Source organism: Clostridium sp. SHJSY1 (genome assembly GCF_031626875.1).
GTDB lineage: Bacteria > Bacillota > Clostridia > Clostridiales > Clostridiaceae > Clostridium.
The window spans coordinates 57,236-73,670 of the sequence record NZ_JANDMF010000028.1 but is presented as its reverse complement, the minus strand read 5'-3'; the positions used below and the strand labels follow the sequence as shown (position 1 = coordinate 73,670).

Genomic DNA, 16,435 nt, shown 5'->3' with positions numbered 1-16,435 from the left:
TATAAATTTCCAGAAGAATATAAAAATTATTCTTAGATTAATTTCTATATTTTGTATAAGCAAGCTTGATGGCTATGCGGCTAAGGGGGATGGAGATAATTTGCTATCTTTACCAGTGGGGCAGAAGTTGTGGAATAAAAAAGATTTTGATGAAAAAATATATTCAAAGATACAAAAAGAATCAAATATAATACCTTATTTAGATAGACATATTTATATAGTAGCTAAAAATCATAATAATTGGGTTAATAAATTGAATTTTGAAGAAAATAAAATTATAAAAAATTATAGATCAATTTCAAAGGAGTGGTTTAAATTATTTCGTGGAATTTCAACTAAATATTTAACAGAATATTTATGCTGGCTAATTGCCTCATATAGAGAAAAGGAATTTAGAAATTTAGAATTATTATATGAATTGATGAATGAATTCAATTTTATTAATACAACTCAAATTAGAGTTAGATAAGAATATAGAACAACATTTATTTGATAAAGATGATTATATTAGAGAGAGATGAATATGTATAGGATTTTTTTAGAGGGAAAAAATTATATCAAAAAGAAATTTTTATAGTTTCGGATTTTTTGGGAAAACTAAGCATAAATTAAAAAAAACTAAGGAGGCTAGCATAAGTGAGCACAAGAGAAACTATAAACTGTAGAAGGCATGTATTGCAAGAGTTGAAGCTTGGATTTACTCAAATAAAAGAAAATTATAAATATATAAAAGAACTATCAAATACGAAAGAAGAGATTCTAGGTTCTGGGGAATGGCTACTTGATAATATATACCTAATTGAAAAAGAGTATAAAAGCATAAAAGAAAATATGCCAATGTCATACTTTGATAATCTTCCTAAGTTTGAAAAAATTGAGTCTAGCGAATTGCCAAGGATATTAATATATGCAAAGGAATATATTAAATTAAAAGAAGGTGCAGTTAAAGAGAAAGAAATAATCGAGTTTATAAATCAGAAGCAAGATAAGTTTACAATAGGAGAATTATGGGCATTTCCTCTTATGCTCAGGATTGCCATAATAATAAATCTATCAAAAACCACAAAGAAATTAGTATCAATTCAAGAAGAGAAAGTTAAAGGAAAATATGAAGCATATAAGATTATAGAAGGAAAGAACAAAAATAGACTTGATGAAGTTTTAGGAGAAATAAATGGAAATTATCAACAAATATCAGGATTATTTCTTGAATCATTAGAAAGAACGTTAAGGGATAATTCAATCGAAGATAGTAGTGTTTGGGAATTAATACGAAGTAAATCAAATAATTGGGATGATGAAGAGAAATTTGTAAAAAACAATTTTGTTGAAGCTTCTATAGAGCAATCAATAAGTACTTGTATAAGTTCATTAAGAGAGATTGAGGGGATAAGCTGGAGAAAATTCTTTAACTTAACTTCTAAGGTAGAAGAAATATTAGTTAAGGATCCAAGTGATACATATAATAATATGGATTTTAAATCTAAAGACTACTATAGACATAGAGTTGAAATCTTATCAAAAAAATTACAAGTAGATGAAAGCAAATTGGCAGAAGCAGCTTTGGAGTTGGCTTTGAAGGCAGAGAGTGAAGGTGCTAAAGATTATAGATGCCATATAGGATATTATTTAGTTGATGATGGAGTTAAGGAATTAGGAAAGTCACTAAATAGTAATGCAAAATTGGATAAGAATATTTCATCAGGAACTTTTGTGTTTATTAATTTTTTAGCTACTTTAACAATTGTAGGAGTTATACTTGGTTTAAGTAATTTAATTGGAGTACGATTTACATTAACACAATGGATAATTTCAATATTGCTTATGCTAATTCCTGCTAATGAGATAGTTGTGGCTTTAATAAATTGGTCAGTGAGTAGACTTGTACCAATTAGATTTATTCCAAAATTAAAGTATGAAAAGGGAATTCCTAAGGATAGTAAAGCAATAATTGTAGTACCAGCCATAATTCCTAATAAAAAAAGAGCTAAGGAATTAATGGAGCAGCTTGAAGTTGCTTATAATGGAAATAGAGATAATAATATTTACTTTGCGCTATTAGGTGATTTTAAAGATTATAAAGAAGAGCATTCACCTTTAGATCAGGAGATATTGAATGCTGCAATAGAAGAAACAGAAAAATTAAATAAGCAATACTTTCCGGAAGGGGAACAGCATTTCTTTTTTCTAAATAGAAAGAGAATATATAATACAAAAGAAGGAACCTATTTAGGAAAAGAGAGAAAAAGAGGAAAACTCATGGAGTTTATGGCTCTTTTAAAGGGGGATACCCATACTTTTAATACAATAAGTAGTGATATATCAAATTTGAAAGATGCAAAATATATAATTACATTAGATGCAGATACATTTATTCCAAGAGATACAGCTCATAGGTTAATTGGGGCTATGAGTCATATATTAAATAGTGCAGTTATGGATGGAAAGAAAGTTAGACATGGTTATGGGATTATACAGCCCAAAGTTAGCATAAGTTTAGAGAGCAAAAATAGAACTAAATTCTCTAGAATATTTGCAGGAGAAGGCGGAATTGATGGGTATTCAGTAGCTTATTCAGAAACTTATCAAGATTTATTTGGAGAAGGAAGTTTTACAGGAAAAGGTATAATTGATATAGATGTTTTTTATCAAATACTAAAAGATGAAATTCCTGAAAACACAGTATTAAGCCATGATTTATTGGAGGGGGCCTATACTAGATGTTCATTAGCTACAGATATTGAAGTAATAGATAATTATCCATTTTCATATGAAGCAAGCTCAAGAAGATTACATAGATGGATTAGGGGAGACTGGCAGCTTTTAAGATGGTTATTTTCTTCAAAGGTATCACTTCTTTCAAGATGGAAAATTTTTGATAACCTAAGAAGAAGTTTATTAGCACCAAACTTATTAATTGCTGTACTGCTTAATCTAACTATATTTAAGGGAGAAAGTCAGATACTTATACTTTGCTTTTTAGGGGCTATTATTCCAGTTGTATTTACAGTTACAGATTTTGTAGTTACACCAAAGACCATGTCAATGGGGACTTTAAAAAGTTTTGAACAAATTATTCTTATAATTAGTTTTATACCATATCAAGCATATTTGATGTTAGATGGAATTGTTAGAACATTATATAGGTTATTTATATCTAGAAAGAATCTTTTGCAATGGCAAACAGCAGAAGAAGTTGAAGTTGTAACCAATAATTCACAAAAGGCATATATGAAAAGAATGTGGGCTTCATATTTTGCAGGTGTTGTAGTAATACTTTTATCATTAGGGGCTAGCCCAGTAGTTGCAGCAACTAATATACCATTAGCCTTACTTTGGATAATTAGTCCTTATTTGGCTTATTCTATAAGTCAAAAAGAACCAGAAGAAGCTTACGCTTTCACAAAAGAAAACAAAGAATATTTACGAGATAATGCAAGAAGAATATGGGCATATTATGAGGACTTTGTAAACTTAGAAAATAACTATTTAGCACCAGATAATTATCAAGAAAAGCCTTATAAAGGAGTGGCATATAGAACTTCACCTACCAACATAGGTATGGGATTAATGAGTAATATAGTTGCTTATGATATGGGATATTTACCTTTTGGAGAAGTAATAGATAGGTTAGAGGCAATTATAGATGGAATGTCTAAACTTCAAATGTATAATGGACATTATTTCAATTGGTATGACACAAGAACTTGTGAACCCTTATGGCCTAGATATATTTCAACAGTAGACAGTGGAAATTTAATAGGGTATTTGTGGATTATTTCAAAGACACTTGTGGAATATAAGAACAATCCATTAATTAGATTAGAAGAAATAGATGCAATAAAAGACACCTTAAAAATTATAGGATTACCTGAGCAAGATTTTGGTGAAATAAGGTTAAATAATTATGCTGAAATATTAGAAAACATTTTATCAGATTTAGAAAAAATAGACTTATCAGAAGAAGTGGATAAAGAAAAGATATATTGGATAGAAAAATTAAAAAAAGAAATCAAGCTAAAAATAGCATATTATGAATATGTATTTGATGGAATACAAAAATTTGTAGAAGAGAACCATGAATGCAAATGCCCATCAATAGAGCATATAATAGATGCTTTAGACCATATAATATCTTCTTCAGGAAAAGAATTAAGAAAAGTATATAAAGATAGAATTAATGCACTAAAGACATTTTCTGAAAGAGTGGATAAATTAATTGCAAGTATAGACAATATCATAAAAGAAATGGATTTTAAATTTCTATATGATGAAGAAAGAGGATTATTTGCAATAGGATATAATTTAGAAGAAAAATCACTTGGTAAATCATATTATGATTTATTGGCTTCAGAATCAAGAGCTACTTCATTTATAACCATTGCGTTAAATCAAATTCCAAAGGAACATTGGTTTAACTTAAGCAGAGCTATGACAAATGCATTTAAAGAAAAAAGCTTAGTATCATGGAGTGGTACTATGTTTGAATATTTTATGCCAACGCTAATCATGAAAAGTTATAAAGATACATTGCTCAGTATGACTTATTCATCAGTAATTAATTCTCAAAAAGAATTTGCAAAGATGAAAGGAGTGCCTTGGGGTATTTCTGAGTCAGCATTTTATCAATTTGACTTAGCACAAAACTATCAATACAAAGCTTTTGGTGTTCCAGGAATAGGACTAAAGAGAGGACTTGAAGATGAACTTGTAGTATCACCATATTCAACCTTAATAACTATACCTTATTCAAAAGATGAAGGTATAGAAAACCTCAAAAAATTAGCTACAAAAGAGACATATGGTAGATATGGATTTATAGAAGCTATAGATTATACACCAAATAGAGTGAGCAAGATGGATACAACAGATGATGAAGAGTCCAAAAAAGATGTAAGATGCTACATGGTTCACCATTTGGGTATGTCATTGATGGCTTTAGATAACGCTTTAAATGATAATATATTACAAAAGAGATTTCATTCTATGCCAGAAGTAAAGGCAACAGAGCTATTATTAAAAGAGAGAATACCAAGTAATATAACATTTGAAAGAGAAGAAAACTTTGCAGTAAACAAGAAAACATTGGATAAGGAAGACTTTATTCCAAGAGTTTATGAAGGAGCTACAAGAGAAAATCCAGAGGTTCTATTATTATCAAATGGCAGTTATTCAACCATGCTAACCTTAAGTGGAAGTGGGTATGGAAAGAAAGATAACATGACAGTTTATAGGTGGAAAGGTGATAGTACAGCAGACCCATTAGGGAGCTTTTTCTACATAAAGAATTTAAATTCTAATGATTATTGGAGTGCAGCCTATGAACCTTGTAAATCTGCAGGAGAAGATTATACTGTAGAATTTAGCATTGATAAGGGTACATTTAAGAGAAAAGATGGATCTATAGACAGCAAACTTCAAATTGTAGTTTCACCTGAGGATGATGTAGAAATAAGAAAGTTAACATTAAAAAATACTGGAGAAAAAGGCAGGAGTATAGAAATAACAAGCTATATGGAAGTAACATTACAATCATTCCAAGGAGATGCTGTTCATCCTGGCTTTTCAAATCTCTTTATTTCTACAGAATATAATGAAGAGAATGGATGTTTATTAGGAAGTAGAAGAGCTAGAGTTAAAGATGGAACTGTCCCTTTTATATTCCATAAAGTAATTTCAAGGTATGAATTAGAAGGGGCTATTACATATGAGACATCAAGGCTTAACTTTATTGGTAGAAATAGGAGTTTAAAATCTCCACAAGTATTAGATAATGATGCACCATTATTAAATACAGTGGGAACAGTATTAGACCCTATTATGAGTTTAAGATCTAGAATCAGATTAGAAGCAGGAGAAGAGAAAGAGATTTACTATATAACAGGAACAACAAATTCTAAAGAAGAAGCTTTAGAAGTAGCAAAAAGTTATGAAGAGGTTGGTAAGTTAGAAAAAGCTTATAATGCTTATAGCAGAGCAGTTCAACTTGAATTAAAAGGACTTGGAATTAAATCAGCACAGGCTAATATTTATCAAAGATTGGCTTCATATATATTATTCTTGCACAGTGGTAGAAGTGATAGAGAAGAATATATTAAAAATATCAAGTTCAATCAACAAGACTTATGGGCATATGGAATATCAGGAGATTTACCTATAGCTATGGTAGTAGTTCAAAGCGAAGATGATATGGACTTAGTTAGAGGTATGATTAAGATGCATTATTATTGGAAGAGCAAAGGCTTAAAAGTAGATTTGCTTATATATAATGAAGAAGAAGCATCATATGAACAACCACTACAAAGAAATATAATGAGTGCAATTAGTCTTTCAAAAGAAGGAGATGCATTAAATAAACCAGGAGGAGTATTTGTACATAATAAAGCTACCTTGGGGGAGGATATAAGAGATTTTATAATAGGAATAGCATCACTTTATGTAGATAGTAGTAAAGGTTCTATAATTACACAAATAAGAGATGTAGATGAACTAGAATCATCCACTGTTTTAAGACATAAAGAGTTAATGGATTCACATTTGATAAAAGTTGATGTAAATAAAGAAAAACCAGCAGATGATAATGCAGAGTTACTTGAAATAAGAGCAGAAGATAACTTTAATATTAAAGAAGAACCATTTGATACAAGTATATTAGATTTTTGGAATGGATATGGTGGATTTGACCCTAAAGATAGTAGTTATGTAATTAGATTAGATAAATATAATAACACCCCAGCACCTTGGATAAATGTTGTTTCAAATGATGATTTTGGATTTCATATATCTGAAGTGGGATCAGCTTATACATGGTGTGGAAATAGTAGAGAAAATAAGATAACCCCATGGAGTAATGATTGGGTTACAGACCCACAAGGTGAAGCTGTCTTTATAAGAGACAATGATTGTGGAACATATTTTTCTGTTACACCAAAGCCAGTTAGAGATGATGGTGAGTATATTATAAGACACTCATTTGGATATTCAACCTTTAAACATACCTGTCATGGTATAAGAGGAGAAGAGCAAGTATTTTGTCCTAAAGGAGAAAGGTTAAAAATTCAAAGAGTTAAGTTAGAAAATTTATCTAATAAAGAAAGGAATCTCTCTGTGTACTATTATGCACAGTTAGTACTTGGAGTAATAAACTATGAAAGTGGAAGATATATAACCACTTCATTAAAAGACGATTACATAATGGGAGAAAATCCTTATAGTAAGTATTTTGGTAAACTAAAAGCCTACCTTACAATTTTAGGAGGAGGGGAACTTTCATTTACAGGAGATAGAAAAGAGTTTATAGGAGTAAGTGGAGAATTTTCAAATCCAAAAGCATTAAAATATAAAAAAATGTCTAATAGAGTAGGCAGTGTGTATGATCCATGCTTAGCAGTAGAAAGTAAGATTAAGTTAGCACCAGGAGAGAAAAAAGAGATAATTATACTATTAGGTCAAGAAGAATTAACAGAGACTATTAAAGAAAAGATAGAAAAATACACCAATATACAGGAATGTGAAAAGGCTTTAGAAAACGTAAAACAATATTGGGCACATTTCCTAGGAAATATACAAGTAAAGACAAATGATAAATCTATGGATTACTTACTTAATGGATGGTTACTATATCAAACATATAGCTGTAGATACTTAAGTAGAACAGCCTTCTATCAATCAGGAGGAGCTTATGGATTTAGAGATCAACTTCAAGATTCCATGTCTCTTGGCATAATCAATCAAGAAGTTACAAAATCACAAATAATAAGAAGTGCATCAAGACAATATTTAGAAGGTGATGTACAACATTGGTGGCATCCAGTCATTAATAGTGGTATTAGAACAAGATTCTCAGATGATTTATTGTGGCTACCATATGTAACAACAGAATATATCAAGAGAACAGGAGATTACTCCATATTAAATGAAAAAGCAAAATATCTAGAAGATGAACCATTAGCAGAAGGAGAAGATGAAAGATATACTATAGTAAACACTTCAAATCAAGAAGGAAGCATATATGAACACTGTATAAAAGCAATAGAACAAGGATTGAAATTTGGTGAACATAATATTCCACTAATGGGAAGTGGTGACTGGAATGATGGAATGAGTACTGTAGGAAATGAAGGTAAAGGTGAAAGTGTATGGCTTGGCTGGTTCTTATATAAGATTCTAGATAACTTTGATGATGTTTGTAGTCATATGAATGATAAAGAAAAACAAGAGTATTTTAAAGAAAAGAAAGAGTTTATTAGAGAAAACTTAGAGAAAGAAGCTTGGGATGGAGGCTGGTATAGAAGAGCATACTTTGATGATGGAACTCCACTTGGATCAAGAGAAAATGAAGAATGTCAAATGGATTCTTTAGCGCAAAGCTGGGCTTTAATATCAGGTGCATCTACAGGAGCAAGAGCAGTAGAGAGTATGGAAGCAGTAGATAAGAATCTTGTAAAAGATGATAAAGGAATGATACTACTACTAACACCTCCATTTGAAAAATCAAAGTTAGAACCTGGATATATAAAAGGTTATGTAGCTGGGGTAAGAGAAAACGGAGGACAATATACTCATGCAGCAGTTTGGGTTATATTAGCTTTAACAAAACTAGGTCTTGGAGATAAAGCTTTAAAATACTACAATATGATAAATCCTATAAATCATGCCAATACAGAACTTGAATGTAACATATATAAAGCTGAGCCTTATGTAATGGCAGCTGATGTATACATAAGAGAACCTCATGGAGGAAGAGGAGGTTGGAGTTGGTATACTGGAGCTTCAGGATGGATGTATAAAGTAGGTCTTGAAGATATATTAGGATTAAAACAAGTACAAGGAAAAGGATATAAAATAGAGCCATGTATTCCAAAAGGTTGGGGAGAATACACAATTAACATAAACAATGAAACAGAAGAATATGAGATTAAAGTCATTGCAGGAACTGAAGATAAAATTATAATAAATGGAGAAGAAGTAGATTCAAAACTTATACCAAAAAATAAAGGAAAACTTCAAATAACAGCTGTAGTTGCAGCAAGTTAATAATATATTTTAGGGTAAAATATCTGTTTAAACAGGTTTTTACCCTAAAATTTTGTATTTTTTTCACCTAAAAAGAAAAATATTTACAGGAACAGAAAAAATGTGTAAAATATATTTGATTAGGGTGGTGAACTAAATTGAATAATAGCAAAAAAGGGTTAATAATTATAATTGCATTAACATTTGTTTTTATTGGAGTTCTTACAATGGGAATTATAAAAGACAGAAATTTAAATACAGCTTTAGCTGAATCTTCTACTAAAAAAGTCCAAGAAGAACCTAAAGAAGAAACAAAAACAGAAGAAAAAGCTCCAGAAGAAAAAAAAGAAGAGGTAAAAAATACAGAAACTCTTGATTTTTATGGAAAATTAAAAGAAAAACAATCAGTTAGAATATTAATTCTAGGGGATGGACTAGCTATGAGCCAAGGTAGAACCTCAGAGAATGGTATATGGGATAAAGGTGTAGCTAATTTAATACAAACTACATATGGAAGCAAGGTAGAATTAAAATCACTAGCTCAAGGTGGAGCATCAACAGCAGTTGGAATAGATATAGTAAAAGCAAACGATATAAAGGATTATGACCTTGTTATTACATGTTTTGGACATAATGATAATAATACATCAGTTAATACTAATCAAATGAAGACTAATTACAATAATATAATTGCAGAAGTGAAAAATAAGAGTCCAAAGGCTACTATTATTGTTGTGTTACCAAGTACATTAGCATTAGATAATACATATAGAGATAATATTCAAAAGGTAGCAACAGAAAATAATGTAGCAGTTGCAGATATGAAAAAAGCATTTACAGAGTCAGGTGTCAAAGAATCAACTTTAATGAATGGAGCTTTGCCTAATGACAAAGGATATCAAGTATATACTCAGACTATTGGAAATGTAATTAAAGTTGGAATAAAATAAATTAGAAAAGATAGACAAACAAATGTCTATCTTTTCTAATTTATTTTTGTTTTATATATTCATAATAAGGTAGCTCAATTACATTACCTAGCCCATTAAATTTGTAATTAGTTCCTTTAAGTGCAGGTAAATCATGAACTAAATTTATTCCAACAGTATAAAGCGCAGTAGCTAATTCAGTAGGATCTTGAATAACTGTACCACTCATGATACCCTTATCAACCAAATCTTTAGCCTCAGGGATTCCATCCACTCCAACAACTACAATATTTTTAGAATTATTCCCTGTATTATACCCATATTTTTGAAGTGCTTTAATAGCACCTATTGCCATTGAGTCATTATTTGAAATTATTGCTTCTATATTATTTCCATATCGAGAAAATAAGGCATCAACATTGTTTTTTGCCAATTCTTCATCCCAATCACAAATTACTGATGCAATTTCCTTTGTCCTTATACCTGCATCATTAACTGTTGAAACAGAATATTTTGTGCGATTAATTGATTCTGTATCTTCTTTACCTCGAAGCATAATATATTCCATTACATTATTGTTATTTTTATCAATAGCCTTTTTATCATTATTCCATATATCTATGAGAATATTACCTTCTAAAATACCAGATTGCTTAGAATCAGTTCCTATAATAACAGATTTATTATAGTTTCTTATAGAGGAAGATATAAATGGTGGTAGAACATTAAAAAAAATTACTGGCCTGTTTGTTTGCTTAACTCTATTAATGATATTTTCCATCAAACTTTCTTTTGCATCAACTAAATTTATTAATAAAAGATTATAAGACTTATCATTAAGCAATGTATTTATAGTTTCATTTTGTATTGCTTGATTGTTTTTACCATCAAAGAAAGTAAATTTCACTTTATCTTTATTAGCATTTTCAATATTTTCTAAACACTTTTTAACTAAAGACATATATGGATCATTAAAATCAATTAATGATACTCCTACATTAACTAAAGTTTCATTATTTTCAAAAGCATATATATTTTTTTTTAAAATACCTAAAAATAGTATAGTTGAAAAACATAATATAGTTGTAAATACTATCAATTTTTTTAGCAATTTCAATTGTACCCTCCATAAATTTTTTGATAATAATACATAAAGCATAGAAGATTTAGAGCTTCTATGCTTTAATTATTCTATTTAGTCCCAATCATCATCTTCCTTAGTAGGCAATATATTAGTTCCTTCATCTAAAGGATTTTCAGTATAATCAAATTCTTGCCAAGCAATATTATTAACCACTATTGGATCAACAGCAGGGTTGGCAAGTGGTGTTGAATCACCATTTGGAGCAAAACTTTTAATTTCACTTTGCTTTGGAGAATAGCTTGTTCTTACTTTTGGTAAATAAGGTTTTTTCTTATTAGTCATAACAACGCCTCCTTAGAATAATATAATTTTAGTTTTCTCAAAATAAAAAAAATAATACAAGTAGTTTTTTTGCTAATGATTAAAAATGCACATAAAGTGCCTAGTTTATGGTATAATAATAAGTCGTATAATACGGAAAATTATTAGAGGAGGAAATAACTTTGTCTGATTACATAAATGAAATAAAAAAGAGAAGAACCTTTGCAATAATTTCTCACCCAGATGCAGGTAAAACTACATTAACAGAAAAGTTCTTACTATATGGAGGAGCAATAAGACTTGCAGGTTCAGTTAAAGCAAGAAAAGCATCAAAACATGCAGTTTCAGACTGGATGGAAATAGAAAAACAAAGAGGTATTTCAGTTACATCATCAGTAATGCAATTTAATTATGATGGACACTGCATAAATATATTAGATACACCAGGACACCAAGACTTCTCGGAAGATACTTATAGAACGCTTATGGCAGCAGACTCAGCAGTAATGGTAGTTGATGCAGCTAAAGGTGTGGAAGATCAAACAAGAAAGTTATTCCATGTTTGTGCATTAAGAGAAATGCCAATATTTACACTAATAAATAAGATGGATAGAGAAGCACAAGATCCATTTAAACTTTTAGATGATATAGAAACAGAACTTGGAATAAAAACATACCCAATGAACTGGCCAATAGGTTCAGGTAAAGACTTTAAAGGTATATATGAAAGAGATAACAACAGAATAATAGTTTTCAATGGTGGTAATCATGGTCAAAATGAAGTTGAAACAATAGAAGGAAATGTTGAAGATGAGAAGTTTAGAGCAATTCTAGGAGATGCACTTCATGATAAATTAATGGAAGACATTGAACTTTTAGATATAGCTGGAGATGAGTTTGATGTAGAAAAAGTTAGAAGTGGAGAGCTTACACCAGTATTCTTTGGATCAGCGTTAACAAATTTTGGTGTTCAACCATTTTTGGAACATTTCTTGGAGATGACAACATCACCACTTTCAAGAAATTCAAGCATAGGAGAAATAGATCCATTTGATGAAAATTTCTCAGCTTTTGTATTTAAAATTCAAGCAAATATGAACAAGGCACATAGAGATAGAATTGCATTTATGAGAATCTGTTCAGGTAAGTTTGATAAAGGTATGGAAGTTATGCATATGCAAGGTGGAAAGAAACTTAAACTTGCACAACCACAACAATTTATGGCTCAAGATAGAGAAATAGTAGAAGAAGCATATGCTGGAGATATAATAGGTGTATTTGATCCAGGAATATTCGCAATAGGAGATACATTATGTACTCCATCAAAGAAATTCCAATTTGAAGGAATACCAACCTTTGCACCAGAACATTTTGCTAGAGTTAGACCAGTTGATACAATGAAGAGAAAACAATTCATTAAAGGTGTAACACAAATAGCACAAGAAGGAGCAATTCAAGTATTTAAAGAGCTTCATATAGGAATGGAAGAAATAATAGTTGGTGTTGTAGGTGTTCTTCAATTTGAAGTCTTAGAATATAGACTTAATAATGAATACAATGTTGATATTAAGATGGAAAGACTTCCATATAGATATGTAAGATGGATAGAAAATAAAGATTTAGATCCAGAGACATTAAATCTTACATCAGATACTAGAAAGGTTAAAGACCTTAAAGATAGAAATCTTCTAATATTCCAAAATGATTGGGGTATAAGTTGGGCTTTAGAACACAATAAAGGAATAATTTTGTCAGGAGTAGGAAAAACTGAATAAAATTAACTAGGAAAAATTTCCAGCAGATGAAAAATTATATCTGTTGGACCTTTTTTTACAAAAAACTAATTTACAAAGTAGAGATTTATAGGTAAAATAATAGTAGGAATGGGAAGCTAATGAAATAATTTCAAGCAAACGATATGAAATTTGTCAAAAAAAGTAATCTCTATAAGACATAAATTTTTCGAGAGATAAGTGCGTCTTCATGAGATATAGAAACTTTAATTTTATGATGAATGGAGATATAGGATGCTTAAGATAAATAATAGAGAGTTAACTGAAAGTTTAATTAGTTCGTGGCTAGATAACTTACAATACTTAGATAATTTTAAGAAAAAATATATCTATGATATAAGCTGTGACTATTATGATAGTGATCTTGAATTTTTATATGAAATAAATAGAATTATACATGAAAAAGAGGAGACATGCGAAGATAATGTAACCAATCTTGTATATTTACACCAAGAGGATAAGCATCTATTAATTTATAAAGAGGTTAAACTGGAATTTACTTGCGAAGAAATAAAGGAAATAATATTTGGGTTAATCGATATATTAGGGAAAATCTATCCTCTAGGCACTACTGTTGAACTAAAAAAAGAGTACATAGGAAAAAGAGTAGCTGAAAAAGATGTAAAAAATGCACAAGTGGTCATAGTTAATCGTTTTATTTCACATGAAGATGCAAAATCCTTTTTCCAATATTCAGCAGTAGTTTATCCAATAGGTTTTGTGGGAGAGATGAAAGTAATACATTTTACATCTGCCTTGATAGATAAAGTTCTTAAAGCTGGATACTCAGATGAAAAAGAAGAAGCATATGTATATTTGATGAAAAAAGAGCTTATAGTAGATAAGAGAATGCACTCCTTTGGATTCTCAACAGATGAAGAAAGAGAAAGCTTTGAAAGAAAATTAGGCGTTGAAAATTCTAGTGAATAAAAAAATAATAAAAAAATCTATAGTATATATTTACAACGTAGGGTTATGTAGGTAAAATAGTTAATAGGTGTGGGAAGCCAGAAACTTAAACATTAAGCAAACGATGGGAAAAAATTTAAATATGTATGGGGATATTGTATGCTTAATGTGGATAATGAACAATTGACTGAAAATTCAATCAGGGATATAACTATAAATAATGGAATATTTATCTTATGGAGAAAGAGAGCAACTTTATAAAATAGGTTGCTCTTATTGTGATGTCCAAATTAATTTTTACAAATCAAAAAATACATTTATTTAGATTCTCTACAAAAGAAGAAAAAAAACACGTGTTCAAAATAAATTAGGATAGGAGAATGTTTTTATGATACAGATAAAAATAGATAAATTAACAAGTGATTTGGAAACATTAAAAACAGCGATGGGAGAATTTGAACCATATTCTAAGGATTTTATGAAACAATGCATAAGTGATTTAGAAGGACAAAATTCAGATTTTGTAGAGACTGTAAAAGATACTTTAATGAGTATAGCAGATACAAAAGCACCTAAGTTATTAGAAAAAATTAATTTCTTTCATAAAAAAGGAATTAATTTAGTAAGAACATTTAAAGAAACAGAAGAGGATATTGCAAAAAATATAAAATTGAATAAGGTGGAATAGTTATGTCGAATGGGTGTAAAAAAGAATCAGCAGAAAGTGTAGCTTCTAGGTATATAGAAAAAATAGAACTGCACAGAGATCAGATAATAAAAAACTTTACAGATATGAACATTGAAAATGCAGATGCTAAAGATTATTTTGAAAATATAATCAAAGATATAAAAAAAGAATGTAATGATTTAATTGATTATATACATAGCATTAGATTTAACTAAGGGGGGCTGATTTTGAAAAACCATATAATAATAAATTATTCAAGAATTTCAAATATAAAAGACAGCATAGGTAAATATAAATCAGCTTTAGAAACCATGGAAGCTTCATTAAAAAGTATAAAAGATGTGTTAGAAACTGAAAATAGTGGAGAATCCATAACAGCATTAATAGAAGAATACGAAGAAATACAAAATTATATTAATTCATGCAAATTAGAACTAAAGGACTTATACGATATTTTTTCAGAATATTACTATGATATGATGAGTATCATAAAACCAAACAATGAGTTAAATCATATTTATTTAGACAAAGAAGATATATATTATAAATTACAATCTATATTAGATTCAGTTCAAGAAATAAAAAGAATACAAAGAGAAGATTTTTATGAGAAGACATTTCAGGCTCCAGATAATTTTTATGGCTTTATACCAACTTTAAATGGAGATACATCAAGATATGAACAAGAGAAAAATGAAGAATTAAATTATAATAAAATTGAAGATATAAAAAGTGAAATAGGACAAAGGGCTAGAAGAATAGAAAATCATTATGAATTATTAGAACATGGATTCAGAAAAAAGATAGTTTCATATATAGATATGGACGAACGTCATGCTAGTAGAGCAAAATCTATATATAATAAAAATATTAGTTCTAGCCAAAAAGCAACAAGCTCTTTAATAAATTATGGGGGAGCTCATAAGAATTTAGGGGAATTATTAAAGGAAAGTTATGAAAGTATGAAGGCATTAGCACAAGGTGGCTCTATGTATGCACTAGGTGTAGTAACTATAAATCAAGAAACTAAAACAGACAGGTCAGTAAAGACTGATAATCAAAATGGAATAGGATATTGTGTGGGATATTCTTTGGTATAATCTTATGCAGAATAGAAGAATATTTCATGTTCTACTGCAGTTAAGAAAATTCTGTTATATAAAAATCTCCAACAGATAATTGAATAATTATTTGTTGGAGATTTTTAAAGATGAATATGTTGATAAAAGTAATCCTGATAGCATAAGAAACTTTTTAATAAATTATAATCTTTTAGAAAAAAAATTCCGAAACACATATTAATGGATTATAATTCTTAACATTTATTTATATTTACTAAAGCTTTTATTTCTTAATTTCATGTGCTACCCCATGACTATTTATAATACAAATTGCTTTACCCGTAATATCTGAAATTATTAAGGTTTCATATTCATCAGGCCAAAATTTTTTATTCAATATTGGTATTGTATCCACGCACCAAACTGGCTCTTCTGTAATATAAAAACTTTTATTATATACTACTGATTCTGTATCTAACTCATACTCATCACTAAACCCTTCAATAACTTTTTTTGAAATTTCAATTATTTCCTCTAATTTAAATTTTGTCTTACCTTCAACTTCAACTGCTTTTAAAAATTTTTTTTCATTCATAATCATTTTCCCGCCTTATCTCTTAATTTAGTTATAACTC

General features: G+C 29.3%; 11 protein-coding genes. 8 read left to right on the top strand and 3 right to left on the bottom strand.

Features of this window, described 5'->3' with window-relative positions:
- The 3 genes from NNC19_RS13475 to NNC19_RS13465 all read left to right on the top strand — a co-directional run.
- Positions 1–469 (top strand): hypothetical protein (locus NNC19_RS13475; protein WP_396136425.1); only part of this gene is annotated, 469 nt, incomplete at its 5' end.
- 167 nt (positions 470–636) lie between these two features.
- On the top strand, positions 637–9,036 hold the full coding sequence (locus tag NNC19_RS13470; RefSeq protein WP_310939186.1) for a GH36-type glycosyl hydrolase domain-containing protein: 8,400 nt from the start codon (positions 637–639) through the stop codon (positions 9,034–9,036).
- A gap of 137 nt (positions 9,037–9,173) precedes the next feature.
- Positions 9,174–9,965: an SGNH/GDSL hydrolase family protein gene (locus NNC19_RS13465; RefSeq protein ID WP_310939185.1), complete on the top strand. Its 792-nt coding sequence runs from the start codon at positions 9,174–9,176 to the stop codon at positions 9,963–9,965.
- A gap of 40 nt (positions 9,966–10,005) precedes the next feature.
- Here the strand turns inward: NNC19_RS13465 and NNC19_RS13460 are convergent, their stop codons facing one another.
- Entirely contained in the window at positions 10,006–11,061 is a 1,056-nt protein-coding gene (locus tag NNC19_RS13460) for a galactose ABC transporter substrate-binding protein (RefSeq protein ID WP_310939184.1), read from the bottom strand.
- 78 nt (positions 11,062–11,139) lie between these two features.
- On the bottom strand, positions 11,140–11,370 hold the full coding sequence (locus tag NNC19_RS13455; RefSeq protein ID WP_310939183.1) for a hypothetical protein: 231 nt from the start codon (positions 11,368–11,370) through the stop codon (positions 11,140–11,142).
- A gap of 161 nt (positions 11,371–11,531) precedes the next feature.
- Between NNC19_RS13455 and NNC19_RS13450 the strand changes: the two genes are divergently transcribed.
- The 5 genes from NNC19_RS13450 (at position 11,532) to NNC19_RS13430 (ending at position 15,839) form a co-directional block, all read left to right on the top strand.
- Positions 11,532–13,124 carry a peptide chain release factor 3 gene (locus NNC19_RS13450; protein WP_310939182.1) on the top strand — a complete coding sequence of 531 codons (1,593 nt, stop codon included), beginning with the start codon at positions 11,532–11,534 and terminating at the stop codon, positions 13,122–13,124.
- Between the two features lie 252 nt (positions 13,125–13,376).
- Positions 13,377–14,072 (top strand): DUF4176 domain-containing protein, encoded by a 696-nt coding sequence (locus NNC19_RS13445; RefSeq protein WP_310939181.1) that lies wholly within the window; start codon positions 13,377–13,379, stop codon positions 14,070–14,072.
- 367 nt (positions 14,073–14,439) lie between these two features.
- The gene (locus NNC19_RS13440; RefSeq protein WP_310939180.1) at positions 14,440–14,739 is read left to right on the top strand and encodes a hypothetical protein; all 300 of its coding nucleotides are present in this window, start codon (positions 14,440–14,442) and stop codon (positions 14,737–14,739) included.
- Positions 14,740–14,741: 2 nt separating this feature from the next.
- Positions 14,742–14,954 carry a hypothetical protein gene (locus tag NNC19_RS13435; protein WP_310939179.1) on the top strand — a complete coding sequence of 71 codons (213 nt, stop codon included), beginning with the start codon at positions 14,742–14,744 and terminating at the stop codon, positions 14,952–14,954.
- Positions 14,955–14,966: 12 nt separating this feature from the next.
- Positions 14,967–15,839, top strand: a complete 873-nt coding sequence (locus tag NNC19_RS13430) for a hypothetical protein (protein WP_310939178.1) — start codon at positions 14,967–14,969, stop codon at positions 15,837–15,839.
- Positions 15,840–16,083: 244 nt separating this feature from the next.
- Here NNC19_RS13430 and NNC19_RS13425 read toward each other — a convergent pair whose 3' ends face one another.
- On the bottom strand, positions 16,084–16,395 hold the full coding sequence (locus NNC19_RS13425; RefSeq protein ID WP_310939177.1) for a hypothetical protein: 312 nt from the start codon (positions 16,393–16,395) through the stop codon (positions 16,084–16,086).
- Positions 16,396–16,435 lie beyond the last annotated feature (40 nt).

Coding starts and splice junctions, on each gene's coding strand:
- NNC19_RS13455 (WP_310939183.1), bottom strand. CDS start 11,370: ATGACTAATAAGAAAAAACCTTATTTACCAAAAGTAAGAACAAGCTAT.
- NNC19_RS13445 (WP_310939181.1), top strand. CDS start 13,377: ATGCTTAAGATAAATAATAGAGAGTTAACTGAAAGTTTAATTAGTTCG.
- NNC19_RS13440 (WP_310939180.1), top strand. CDS start 14,440: ATGATACAGATAAAAATAGATAAATTAACAAGTGATTTGGAAACATTA.
- NNC19_RS13435 (WP_310939179.1), top strand. CDS start 14,742: ATGTCGAATGGGTGTAAAAAAGAATCAGCAGAAAGTGTAGCTTCTAGG.
- NNC19_RS13425 (WP_310939177.1), bottom strand. CDS start 16,395: ATGAATGAAAAAAAATTTTTAAAAGCAGTTGAAGTTGAAGGTAAGACA.